Origin of the sequence: Achromobacter deleyi, from assembly GCF_016127315.1 — a bacterium.
Lineage (GTDB): Bacteria > Pseudomonadota > Gammaproteobacteria > Burkholderiales > Burkholderiaceae_B > Achromobacter > Achromobacter insuavis_A.
The window spans coordinates 6156713-6169362 of sequence record NZ_CP065997.1; the positions used below are offsets into that span (position 1 = coordinate 6156713).

Genomic DNA, 12650 nt, shown 5'->3' on the forward strand with positions numbered 1-12650 from the left:
CGTTACGACGCGAACGCCGGTTCTGGCTTCGTCTGCACCTTCGCGCCCGGAATGGCGTGCTGCAGTCCGCCGACGATCACCCGGTCATCGGCGGCCAGGCCGGCACGCACGATCCGGAGCCCGTCGACGAGCGGGCCCAGTTCGACGGTCCTGACAAGCACCGTGTCCTCGGCGGAAACGGTGAGAACCGTCTTGCGCGTCTGGTCGATCTGGACCGCGGAGTCGGGAATCAGCAAGGCAGGCGCGCCGGATCCGCTTGCCAGCCTCATGTTTCCGAACAACCCTGGCGTCAGGAACAACGTCGGATTCTCAACCACGGCGCGCATGCGTATGGTCCCCGAGCGGGGGTCGATGCCGTTATCCGTGAAGTCGAGCTTTCCGCGCCAGGTGTAGTCCGGTTCATCCTGAAGCCGCACCTCGACCTGGGTTTGCGCCGCACCCGGTTCCCGAGCACGCATGGCTTTCAGGTACAAGGCTTCGGATGCGTCGAATGTGAAATAGATCGGGTCCAGCGCATTGATGGTGGTCAGGCGGGTGCCGTTGCCCGCTTCTCCACTCATGACCAGGTTGCCGGGGTCGACACGGCGATCGGAAACCCTGCCCGTTATGGGCGAGCGTACCTCCGTGAATTCGAGTTCGAGCGACTTCAGCGCAACGCGGGCTTGCGCACCGGCAACGTTTGCCGTGCCGGCCCGCACGCGCGCCTGCAACTGATCGATGTCGCTCTTTGAAATCGCGCTGTCGCCCACCAGCCGCTGCGCTCGAGCCAGGTCGGCGCGCGCGAGCTCGAGCTCGCTGGTCGCGCTCGCGAGGCCGGCCTGCGCCTCGGCGTAGGCCGCCTTGTAGGGGCGCGGGTCGATGGAGAAGAGCAACTGGCCCTGCTGGACGATTTCGCCGTCCTTGAAATGCACCCCCACGATTTGGCCAGACACCCTGGGCCGGACTTCCACCCGGCGACTGGCCTCGAAACGGCCGACATAGTCGTCCCATTCAACGACGGTGCGCTGCTCCGGCAATGCCACGGATACCGTGGGAAGCGCGACGGCGCTGACTGCCAGCGACTTTTTGGGGGGCAGGAGAAACAAGGCGCAGGCCGTCGCCGTGGCGAGCCCCGCGGCCAGCAGCGCCGTGCGCAGGAAGACCGGTTTTTTACCCGTGCGAGAGGAAAGGCGTGGAGGGGTCATGCGGCCGCTCTCCGCGCAAGGTTGGACTTTCTAGGGTTCATGTTGAATGTCACTCTGTAAGAGAACTCGGATTCTCCCGCTGGCGCGCCGATGCCAAAAGGACTTAGTTCCCTCCTTTTTCGCCACGCCGGGTCAGGCGGACTTCCCGCATGCGTCGCTGCGTGGGCCATGCAATCCGGCTTGCCTGCGCGCCGCGTCACATGTCTTTTTTTGAGGGATATATGTCTTACTGGCCACCATGAAGGCTGGGTAACATCCATTCCAGGCCACGCGCCGGCCATGGCCGGGATGCGCTGGAACCTGCTTCCGAACGTGGTGCAAGAGTGTCATGAACCCAATATCATCCGGCGCGAGCCGCACCCCGCGGGATATCGCTTTCCTCGTATTCCACGATTTCCAGATCCAGGACCTGACGGGTCCGCTGGCGGCGTTCGAGGTGGCCGGCGGGCTCCTGGGCGATCATTCCTACCGATACCAGGTCATATCGCTGGCGGGAGGCCCCGTGCGCAGCTCGGCAGGCCTGGAAGTCACCACGCAGAGGGCTGGGTTTTCCCCCTACGACACCGTGATCGTGGCGGGCGCCGGCCTTGGCGCCTACCCCGACGCGGCATTGCCGGAAACCTGCGACTACCTGAATCACGTCGTCGCCAAAGGCGCTCGGCGCATCGCAAGCGTATGCACGGGCGCCTTCATATTGGCGGCAAGCGGCCTTCTTGACGGCCTGTGCGCGACGACGCATTGGAAATACGCCGCACGCCTGCAACGCGAGTACCCCAGGGTGAAGGTGGATGGCGACCGGATCTTTACCCGGGAGGGCGGCATCTGGACGTCGGCAGGCGTCACCACCGGCATCGACATGGCATTGGCGATGATCGAAGAGGATCACGGCGCAGGCTTGTCTCACGCCGTCGCCCAGATGCTGGTCGTCTACCATCGCCGGCCCGGCGGGCAATCCCAATTCTCAGCCATTGCCGATATGGAGCCCGAGTCCGACAGGATTCGCAACGTGCTGACTTATATTCGCGAACACCTGCATGAATCATTGTCGACCGAGCTTCTGGCTTCCGTCGCCTGCTTGAGTCCCCGGCAGTTCGGACGCGCATTCCTTGCCGAAACGGGGGAAACGCCGGCCAAGGCCGTCGAACGCCTGCGCGTCGAGGTGGCCAGGCAACGCGTCGAGCGCGGCGCGGAACCGATCGAAATCATCGCTCACAGAATCGGCTTCACCGATCCCGAGAGAATGCGCAGGGCCTTCATTCGCGTACTGGGGCATCCGCCGCAGAGCATCCGACGCATGGCTTCGCGGCCAGCGCCGCTACTGGCCTGACGCGGGTTCCGGCGCGGCCGCGAGGCCGGTCTTTGCATTTGGCACCTTTCCGGCGGTTCGCGGCGACTGTCCCCCCGCGGGAGGCGCCGGCCCACCCGCCGATCAAACGTGCTGGCCGCCGTTCACGTCGATTTCCGCGCCGTTCACATACGAGGCGCCGTTCGAACACAGGAAGAACATGACGCCTGCGATTTCCGTCGGGTCGCCCAGCCTGCTCATCGGCACGCTGGCCTCGACCAGGGCCTCGGTGCCCGGAGACAGGATGGACGTGTCTATCTCCCCGGGCGCGATTGCATTGGCCCGGATTCCCATCGGACCGAACTCGAAGGCTTGTTCGCGCGTGAGCGCGGCCAGCGCCGCCTTGGAGCAGGCATAAGCCGCGCCCGCAAAGGGGTGAACGCGAGAACCGGCTATCGACGTCACGTTGACGATCGCGCCTCCCGCCAAGCGGAGCTCCGGCAGAAGCAGGCGGACGATCATCGCGGCCGAGAAAAGATTGACGTTGAAAAGCGAGAGCCACTCTTCGTAGGTCGTCATGCTGACGCCCTTGCGCCCGCCATTCGCCAGCTTCGGTGAAATCGCCGCATTGTTGATAATCGCGGCCAGCTTCGCGCCGCCCAGGCGCCGGCGCACTTCGGCCGCGATCCGCTCATACGAACTCGGGTCCGCCAGATCGGCGGTAATGTGGTCGTCGACACCGCCCGCCCACGCGCATTCGCTAGAAAAGCTCGCTCGCGATACGGTCAAGACACGCCACCCGCTTTGGTGAAACAGTTTCACCGTCGCATGGCCGATACCACGGCTCGCGCCGGTTAGCAGGAGAGTGGGCCGCGCCGGGCAGGCGCCCGCCAAGTCGTTCATGCTTCGGTCCTTTTTTTGCCAAAGGTGCCAGCCTTTGCATAGGCAATACCGAAGTTTCTCCCGCCAGGCGCTCTGCGTAAAAGACGTTGATCCCTCAGATTTCGTCAGTGCGGCCGGCGCGCTTGCACCCGGTCATGGGTCGTTGGGGATCCCGCGGCACGCATGCGCGACATGCGAGCCTTTTTGCATGGCGCTGTGCGCAGCGCCCACCCAGACTCTGTTTCGGGGGGCATCGTGGCGACTGACGCCGAGCAACGTAAAATGTCAGGTCTCCAGCCTCCACATGCTTACCTTATGAACCTTGACCGACTGCGTCGCGAATTTCCCGACTTCGACATCACAACCCTGCCGACCCTGCCCGAAGGGTATATCGACACGTCGAGCTACATCGATGCAGCGCCTTCTTTCGAGAACGCGGAGCGCGGCTTGAAAGTCTATGTCGACTACGCCAACTACGACGACCGCGAATCCGGCAGGAGCCAGCGCTTCTGTGTTTCGCGCTACGACGAGGAAGAGGGCGACTACGAGGACGTCGCCCTGTCGACCAACGATTGGGCCGAAGTCACGCGCTTCCTGACCGCCTGAACGCCTTCGCCCGCGGGCGATCGGTTTCCCCTCCGATCGTCGGATGATCGGCCGAATCGCCCATCTCAGACAAACCCGATTTCCCGCCCGTCCCCTCCGAATTCGCCGGATTCCCCCACCCCATCGACTATAAAAACATAACGCTTTCCATTCGCACTCCCATCCCGCCGTTCCTCCATGAAAAAGTGCCTCGCCACCACCGCCCACCAGGTCGGAGGCCTCTACCGCGAGCATCACGGCTGGCTGCGCAACTGGCTTCGCACCAAGGTCCGCCGCGCCGAGGACGCCGATGACCTGACCCAGGACACGTTCGTCCGCGTCCTCTGCGCCGCCCCTCCCCCCCATACCGACACCTCCCGCCTGCGCGAACCCCGGGCCTACCTGGCTACCGTGGCCGGACGGCTGGTCGCCAATTTCTACCGCCGGCAGGCGCTCGAGATCACCTATCTCGAAGTGCTGGCGACGCTGCCACCGCAGCAGGTCCCTTCCGTCGAGACCCAGGCGCTGGTGCGCGAAGCGCTGTTCGAGTTCGACCGCATGCTCGACGGCCTCGACCCGAAGGTGCGCCTGGCCCTCGTGCTATCGCAATTCCAGGGGCTGCCCTACGCGCAGATCGCCGTGCGCCTGAACGTTTCACTGCGCACGGTCAAGAACTACATCGCCCAGGCCATGGCGCACTGCTGCCTGGCCGCCGTCTGACGGCCGATTGACCGCATGGCCGAGGCCCTCACCCCCGCCCCGCCCTGCGCCGAACAGTTGGCCGTGCACGAGGCAGCGCGCTGGTTCGCCTGCCTGATGGCCGAAGACGCCACACCGCGCGATCATCTCGACTGGCAGGCCTGGCTCGACGCCAGCGCCACGCATCGTCAGGCCTGGGAACGGTTGCAGACCGTGCGTTGCGCGTTCGGTCGCGTGCCCGGCAACGTCGCCGCCGCCGTGCTGAGCCAGCCCACCCGCCGCCAGGCGCAGCGCCGCAGCCTGCTGTCGCTGGCGGGCATGGGCCTGCTGGCCGGCAGTGTCTATGGCGTGGTGCGCGACAGGGACCCGGACGCGTGGCATACCGCCACCGGCCAACAGCGCCGGCTGCGGCTGGACGACGGCTCCGAGCTCTATCTCAATACGGCCACCCGCGTGACGCTGGATTTCAACGACGCGTGGCGGCGGGTCGTGCTGCGCACCGGCGAGATCCTGGTGCAGGCGCACCCGGACGACGCCGCGCGGACGACGCGGCGCCCCTTCGTCGTCAGCACCCCGCACGGCGACATCCTGCCGCAAGAGGCCCGTTTCACGGTGCGTCTGCATGATCGCTCCACGCGAGTCGAGGTGCTGCAACAGCGCGCCACGATTCGACCTGGCCGTGCGGCGTATCCGCCCGCCGTTCTGCTGCAGGCTAGCCAGGCGGTGTCATTCGACGGCAGCGGCGCCGGCCCGGTAGGCGCCGCGGTCGCCGACGCGGCCGCATGGCTGCACGGCCAACTGGCGGTGGTCGACCGGCCGCTGGCCGAGGTCATCGCCGAACTGGCGCGCTATCGCCCCGGCATCCTGCGCTGCGACCCGGCCGTGGCGGACCTGAAGGTCTCCGGTGTCTTCTCGTTGCGCGACACCGACGAAGCGCTTGCGGCAATCTCGGACAGTTTCCCCGTACAGGTGCGACGGCATACGCGCTACTGGGTAACGGTCATGGCGCGCCCGGTGGCGTAGCCGGGCGGCGGCGGGCGGCTCGCCCATGCGTGGGTCGCCGGCCTCCAAGCGCAAATACGATCACATAAGTATTTTTTTCAATCGCATTTGCACTTTTGCATCGCGTCGCGTGTCCTCGTAGCGATGGCGCCCGCCCTGAACGCGAACCGAACTGCTTCCGGGCCCGCCGCATGTTCAATCTTCCTATCGCCGCATCGCCATGTCCGCTACTTCCCTCGCATCACCGACCACCCGCCCCGTCCACCCGCGCACGCGGCGTCCATCGCGCCAATTCACGCTGAATCTCACGCTGCTATGCCTGCTGGCCGCTTTCGCGCCGCTACGTGCCGGCCATGCGCAAACGCCACCGGCATCCCTGGCCGCCAGCACCTTGCAGGTGGACATCCCGGCCGGTCCGCTGGCCAATGTGCTGAACCAGTTTGCGCAGGCGACCGACGTCAGCCTGTCGTTCGACGCATCCCTGCTGGCGGGAAAGGAATCCGCCGGGCTGCGCGGCAGCTTTGACGTGGAGACGGGTTTCCGCCGCATCCTGCAAGACAGCGGCTTCGAAGCGGTAGCGCGCGCGCCGGGACGCTACATGCTGCGCGGCTTGCCGAAGGCGGCGGATGCGCGGGGCTCGGGTTCGGACTCGTCGGACGTGACCCAGCTGAACGCCGTCACCGTCAGCGGCTACCGCGAAGGCGACGCGCCCAACCGGGGCTACACCGTCAGCAGCACCTCCAGCGCCACCAAGCTCGACCTGGCGCCGAAGGAGACGCCGCAGAGCATCACGACGTTCACGGCGCAGCAGATCCAGGATCAGGGCTTGTTGACGGTGGGCGAAGTGCTGGACCAGACGCCGGGGATCACGCTGATCACCGCCGGGGTGGCGGGGGCCGGCAACCAGCCGATCTTTTCGCGCACCTTCCCGGTCACGTCGGTGCAGATGGACGGCGTCATGGCCAGCAGCTACATCCTGTCGGGCCGTGCGGATGGCAACATCGGGCTGCAGGACTCCTTCCTCTACGAGCGCATCGATATCCTGCGCGGCTCCACCAGCCTGACCGGCGGCGAGGGCGACGCCTCGGCCAGCCTGAACTTCGTGCGCAAGCATCCCTACCTGGACCGCCACCTGTCGGCGAACCTGAAATACGGCAGCTGGAACAATCGCCGCGCCGAGCTGGACTTTTCCACGCCGATCAATGATCGGCTTCGGGTGCGGCTTGCGGCGGCCATGCAGAAGGGCAACCACTGGGTCGAGCGGGTCAAGAGCGACCGCTCGGCGGTGTCGCTGATCGGGGACCTGGACGTGACCGAGAACAATCGTATCAGCGCCGGGGTGACGCAATTCGACTTCAAGCTGGACGGGGCCTCGCCGCATGGCGTAGCGCGGTTTTCGGAGGTGTACAACAATAGGTTTACAAAAAACGAAATCAAATATCTGCCCGAGGGCCTGCGCGACCTGCCGCCAGGCACCACCATCTTGCCGACGACCGGCGTTGCGCGCAGCTTCAACAACGCCACCCCGTGGTCGCGCACCCATCGCGCCTACACCAATCTGTTCCTGACCTGGGATCATGATTTCAACGACGACTGGTCCTTCAATGCGAGCTACAACCATGCCAGCAACAAGGACGATATCCTGTACGGGGAAATGGGCAGCGCGTTTTACGTGCCGCAGGCGGCGGCCGATTACGCGCCGGGCGGCATCGCCAGTTACGTGGCGCGGCGCGACAATGATGTGAACATCGTCAACGCCGTGGACGTCCACCTGAAAGGCCGTATCGAGGTGCTGGGCCGGACGCAGGAATTCGTCGTGGGCGCCAATGCCTATAACACGCATCACATGAGGTATGGCGGTTATGCCAGTTACGGGACAACGGACTATCCGTATCTCGGGCTCAACCCGTGCAGCCGCTGGGGTAATTTAAATCGGTGCGACCCCCCCCAAAAAAACCCACTAAATACGATATCGAGCGGCATTCCCATCGACAGCATTGCCTCCAGACCTCCAGAGGATTGGGGCATCCTTTGGGGGGATGATAGTAGTGGCCGCAATATGTACCGCTCAGTAGAACGATACCTCACCACGTATCGGCAGACCGGATACTACTTCAGCAGCCATTTGCGCCCCATGGAGCGCGTGCACCTGATCCTGGGCGGCCGCTGGGCCAAGGATGAAAAGAGGGATGCCGGAACTGACTGTTTCGAAGAGGGGCGCTGCTCCAATTATGAGACCACGGCCCCGCTCACCAACCCTGTGCTGCGCCCGAAATTCCTGCCCTATGGCGGCCTGATCGTCGAACTGACGCCGCAGATCAACGCCTACTACGGCTATGCCACGTCCTACGTGCGCGACCCCCAATACAACGGCGAAAATGGCGGCACCAGCCTCCAGACCGGGGCCTATCTGCCGCCGGTGCGCTCGGTCACGGAGGAAGGCGGCGTCAAGGGCGCGTTCTTCGATGACCGGCTCAATGTCGCGGCCTCGTATTTCCGGATGACACAGAAGGACTTCCCCAGCCAAAGCTACGATCCCAATGCCCCGACCACCAACAACAAGGGCTGGCGCGTCTATGGCTGGGAGTTCAACGCCACCGGCGCCATCACCAAGGACTGGAACATCGCGCTGGGCTATGTAAAGCAAAAGCAGATCCTGCCGCCCTACGAGGGCGAAGTCATGTTCTCCGCCGTGGACGACCTGACCGGCAGCTATCGCGCCCCCGAGAAGTCCCTCAAGCTGTTCACCACCTACCGCCTCAAGCGCCTGACCTTGGGCGCGGGTGTGCGCTGGCAAAGCGCCACGCAGTCCGCGTGGATTCCCATGGACACGCGGAAGCGCAAACAGGACTGGATGATGAAGCAGGATGCCTACTATCTGGTGGACCTGATGGCGCGCTACCAGATCGACCAGCGTTTCGCCGTGCAGTTGAACGTCAACAACGTGTTCGACAAGATCTATTACCAGCATGAGCGGTCCCTGAATTCTGGCGCGCCGCGCAATGCGCTGTTGACTCTGAGCTACCGCTTGTGAGTGATCGAGCCAATCCTTCTACAGCCCGCAAGGAAAACCCATGCAGATACAAATTTTTCGGGCCAACCCTTGCACTTTCGCGGGCCGTCGCGTGTCCTCGGTAGTGTGGGCACTGACTGGACCGGATTTCCTTGAATGTTCCGGAAACGCCGTCGGGCAGTGAATTCACGTCCCCCAGGACCAACCCGGTTGTTCCTTGGTTGCCACTGGGATTTCTTACCCTCCTTTTTCAAGGAAATGATCATGAACAGACTCACCCAGATCTCCGCCGCGCTGCTTCTGGCCGGCTTTGCCGGCGCCGCCTCCGCCGGATGGAACCAGTTGGACCTCAACCAGCCCAGCAACCTGGAAGGTCAGACAGACGTGGTCTACCAGGGTTCGTTCAACTACAACGGCCAGACCTACGGCCCGTCCACCGCCGTGGCCGCGCCCACCCAGGCCAGCGCCGGAATCGCCAACGTGTTCGACCTGAACGCCCTGCAAGCCTTCACCCTGTACGGCAAGAACGGCCCCGGCGGCACGGGCCACAACGATGACTTGAGCCTGACTTCCAACGACAGTTCCTCGGCCGCTGGCGTCAAGACGCCGGTGGTCTACCGTGTGTACCGCCAGAACTATTCGGCAGCGGTGGTCAACCTGGCGCGCGGCACCGAGGCCCGCCATTTCGTCAAGAGCATCGTCGGCGACCGGACCGCGCCGGGCACGTTGGTGAACGGCACGTACAACTACGCCGGGGTGACCTTCTCCAACTTCCCGCGCGGCATGTTCGACTATCAGGTCACGGTGACCGGGCCGAGCGCGGCCACGGGAGAGGGATCGTTCTCGCTGGACGGCATCAAGATTCCGGCCAGGATTTCGCCGACCGCCAAGGATATCGTCTTCAACATCGACGATGGCAAGCTGGATCAGACGGCCCTGGCCGCGACCGATAACGGGTTGGTCTTCAAGGGGTCGGTGACGGTCAACAGCGCGGATGTCAGCAATCCGGAGGCATGGAAAGAAATCAACAAAGGACCGCAAGGTACGCCAGAGTACGCCCTGACCCTGTTCGGCCCGAACGGCGCGGAAATCGCCGGCGCCATCACCGGCCTGCCGGATCGTATCGGCGGCGTGGCCGTCATCGGCGCCAAGCAGTAAACACCGTGGCAAAGCCGGATCAGGGATTTTCATTTAATAGATATCAATCTCACTTGCACTTCTATTTGAAATTTCAAATTCCCTGACCGCCGGTCTCGCCCATCACGGACTGCAAGGAGTTTTCCTTGCAGTCCTTTTGCCTATCTCTCTTCACCGCCGCATCCGGGAGACCCGTGCCCCCTCGTCCTCCGCGCCACCCCGTGCATTTCGCCGCGCCCGCGCTCATCCTCGCGCTGCTCACCCTGGGCCTGCCACCCGTCCTCCAGGCCCAACCCGCCGCGCCGCTCCCCGCCACCCTGCCCGCCCCCGTCCGCCCCTTGGAGCCGGACACCCCCGCCCTACCGCCCCCGCCGCGCCCCACCCCCGCCATCACGCACCGCCAGCCCGCCCAGCCCGCGAATCCACCGCTGGAACTGACCGACCAGGACCTGGCCCACAACCTCAAGCTGACCGAACGCATCCTCAACCAGGCCATGCTGCAGGAAGACTGGAGCACCTTGCGCCGGGTGATGCGCTTCTACCCGTGGATGGCCGGCGTCGACCCGATCCTGCGCGACTACGTCCATGGCGCCCTGCTGCGCCACGACGGGCGGCTGGCCGAGGCCATCGCGCTTTACCGCCAGTTGATCGCGCAGCATCCCGACCTGGACTACGTGCGGCTGGAATTGGGCACCCTGTTGATGGAGGACCGCCAATTCGCGCAGTCCGACGCCGAACTGGCCGACCTGCGCCTGGCATCGCTGGAGCCGGCGGCGCAGCGCAGCGTGATGCAGTACCGGCAGGCGCTGGCGCAGCAGCGCCGCTGGAATTTCCGCCTGGGCGCGGGCACCGTCTACAGCGACAACGTCAACTCGGCCAACCGCGATCCGATGTTGTATCTGCCGGTCGCGACGCGGCGCGGGCCACTGTGGGTGCCGTTCGCCAAGAGCCGGGATGCCCTGCCCAAATCGGATTGGGGCTTGAAGTACAGCGGCGGCGCCAATGTCGAGCGCAATCTCGGCGGACATCACTACTACACGCTGGGCGCGGATATCGATGGCACCGCCTACCGCATGCAGCGCGACTACAGCGACCGCGCCCTGACCCTGCGCGGCGGCTACAAGTGGCAGGACGCCACGCGTTGGTTCGCCGCGACGCCGCAGGCGGGCCGCAGCTGGATGGGCAGCCGGCGCTACAGCCACAACCACGGCATGAGCCTGGAATACGGCTGGCGGCCAACGCCCGGGTGGCAATTGATGGGAGCCTGGCTATGGCTAAAGCGCGGCTATGACGACCGCGCCTACGCCGCCTACGACGGCCACCTGGACGTGCTGTCGTTGACGGCGATCCGCATCTTCTCGCCGGCGCTGCTGGCCTACGGCAGCGTTGGCCTGCAGCGCGAGGCGGTGGCGGCGGGCGAGTACGGCTATCGCTTCCCCTGGGCGCAGCTCGGCGTGGTCAAGACCTTCGGGCGGATGCTCGGCGCGCGCTTGAGCGCCCGCTACGGCCAACAGTCGTATAAGGCGCCCTACGCCCTGTTCCTGAACCAGCGGCGACACGATCATGAATTGCGCGTGGACGCTTCGGTCTGGACGCCGGATTTCACGATCGCCGGCCTCGAACCGAAGCTGAACCTCAGCTACCTCAAGGTCACCAGCGACTTGCCCATGTATGCGCGGGACAGGACCGAGGTCAGCCTGATGTTGGAGAAACGGTTCTGACGGCATCCACGCCGGGTTCGGCTCAAGGTGGACGTGTTGAGCACAGCCTCCCTAACGAAGCTTGCCCGCCTGGGTTACGTTCACACATCGTGACTGGCCGTCTCACTCGACATATGTCGGCGGCCAACGCCGCCCCCTGAGCGAGGTTTCGCAAATAGGACGAAAGCCCCTGCGAAATACGCGCTTGAGCGACCCAAATCATGCCCGTATCGGGTACATTTAGGAGACACCGATGAAACGCATGCTGAAGCGAAAGCGCTTTGCCCGATGGCAGGCAGAGGAACGCCTGCCTGACGCCGCGCTCTGCATGGCAGTCAGGGCAATGGAACACGGCTTGATCGACGCCAGCCTGGGAGGCCTGCTCTACAAACAACGAGTCGCCCGGCCGGGCGGGGGCAAGAGCCATGGATATCGCGCGCTGCTTTCCGCCCGACTTGGTCACCGCTACGTGTTTCTGCATGGCTTCTCCAAGAACGATCAGGAGAACATAGCGCCGGACGAACAGAAGGCACTGCAATTCGCAGGAAGAGTGTTCCTCGATCTATCCCTGAAGCGCTATCGAAAGCGATAGCGTCCGGCATCTTATTGGAGATCCCTTGTGAGCAAGATCATTGAAGGCATCCGCGACGATCTGGCCGCGCTGCACGATGCGGGCGTAGTCAGCAAAGTCACCATGCGCGAATTCGACAGCATCTGCCCGCCGCCGGTCCGTCCCCTTGCCGCGGCCGACATCCGCCGCCTGCGCGAATCCCTGAATTTCAGCCAGCCGGTGTTCGCGTTGCACCTGCACACCACCGCCTCGACCGTGCGCAAGTGGGAACAAGGCGAAACCCGCCCCACGGGCCCGGCGCTCAAGCTGCTCAATCTGATCGCGGACAAGGGGTTGCGCGCCATCCTCTGATGGCACCCGCCGGCCCCTTCCCCCAAGAACAGCCGCCGGCGCCGGACAGTTTTCGCAGTCGGTGGACAGGCTGTGCAGAAAACGGATAGCCCGATACCGGCTGGGACGGGTTTTCCAGCAGTCCCGCCCGGGGCGCGGCGTTTTACTATGAGGACCATCATAAAGGCCTGCCGCGGACGTGGCAGCCAGGGGAACCGGTGGCCGTTGCCCGCCGGACATCAGGACCAGCGCAAGGAATCCC

General features: G+C 64.6%; 10 protein-coding genes and 1 pseudogene. 9 read left to right on the forward strand and 2 right to left on the reverse strand.

What is annotated here, in order from left to right; genetic code table 11:
* Nucleotides 1-2: 2 nt before the first annotated feature.
* Nucleotides 3-1184, reverse strand: coding sequence for an efflux RND transporter periplasmic adaptor subunit (locus I6I07_RS27735; RefSeq protein WP_198484529.1), 1182 nt, complete (start codon nt 1182-1184; stop codon nt 3-5).
* 328 nt (nt 1185-1512) lie between these two features.
* Here I6I07_RS27735 and I6I07_RS27740 point away from each other — a divergent pair, with 328 nt between their 5' ends.
* The gene (locus I6I07_RS27740; RefSeq protein WP_198484530.1) at nt 1513-2511 is read left to right on the forward strand and encodes a GlxA family transcriptional regulator; all 999 of its coding nucleotides are present in this window, start codon (nt 1513-1515) and stop codon (nt 2509-2511) included.
* Nucleotides 2512-2613: 102 nt separating this feature from the next.
* Here the strand turns inward: I6I07_RS27740 and I6I07_RS27745 are convergent, their stop codons facing one another.
* Complete coding sequence (locus I6I07_RS27745; RefSeq protein ID WP_198484531.1) at nt 2614-3372, reverse strand: SDR family NAD(P)-dependent oxidoreductase; 759 nt, start codon at nt 3370-3372, stop codon at nt 2614-2616.
* A 294-nt stretch (nt 3373-3666) separates the two neighbouring features.
* Here I6I07_RS27745 and I6I07_RS27750 point away from each other — a divergent pair, with 294 nt between their 5' ends.
* From I6I07_RS27750 to I6I07_RS27785, 8 genes and pseudogenes are all read left to right on the forward strand, one after another.
* Nucleotides 3667-3957, forward strand: coding sequence for a hypothetical protein (locus tag I6I07_RS27750; protein ID WP_198484532.1), 291 nt, complete (start codon nt 3667-3669; stop codon nt 3955-3957).
* 177 nt (nt 3958-4134) lie between these two features.
* Nucleotides 4135-4656, forward strand: a complete 522-nt coding sequence (locus I6I07_RS27755) for a sigma-70 family RNA polymerase sigma factor (protein ID WP_006394192.1) — start codon at nt 4135-4137, stop codon at nt 4654-4656.
* Nucleotides 4657-4671: 15 nt separating this feature from the next.
* The gene (locus tag I6I07_RS27760) at nt 4672-5658 is read left to right on the forward strand and encodes a FecR domain-containing protein (RefSeq protein WP_198484533.1); all 987 of its coding nucleotides are present in this window, start codon (nt 4672-4674) and stop codon (nt 5656-5658) included.
* A 199-nt stretch (nt 5659-5857) separates the two neighbouring features.
* Nucleotides 5858-8671: a TonB-dependent siderophore receptor gene (locus I6I07_RS27765; protein ID WP_198484534.1), complete on the forward strand. Its 2814-nt coding sequence runs from the start codon at nt 5858-5860 to the stop codon at nt 8669-8671.
* A 243-nt stretch (nt 8672-8914) separates the two neighbouring features.
* Nucleotides 8915-9808 carry a hypothetical protein gene (locus tag I6I07_RS27770; RefSeq protein ID WP_198484535.1) on the forward strand — a complete coding sequence of 298 codons (894 nt, stop codon included), beginning with the start codon at nt 8915-8917 and terminating at the stop codon, nt 9806-9808.
* Nucleotides 9809-9981: 173 nt separating this feature from the next.
* A complete protein-coding gene (locus tag I6I07_RS31845; RefSeq protein ID WP_269784301.1) occupies nt 9982-11508 on the forward strand; it encodes a porin family protein in 1527 nt (508 codons plus the stop codon).
* 232 nt (nt 11509-11740) lie between these two features.
* A pseudogene (locus I6I07_RS27780) lies at nt 11741-12123 on the forward strand (type II toxin-antitoxin system RelE/ParE family toxin).
* Complete coding sequence (locus I6I07_RS27785) at nt 12107-12409, forward strand: helix-turn-helix domain-containing protein (protein WP_198484536.1); 303 nt, start codon at nt 12107-12109, stop codon at nt 12407-12409. Before I6I07_RS27780 ends, I6I07_RS27785 begins: the two are co-directional and overlap by 17 nt.
* Nucleotides 12410-12650: the final 241 nt, after the last annotated feature.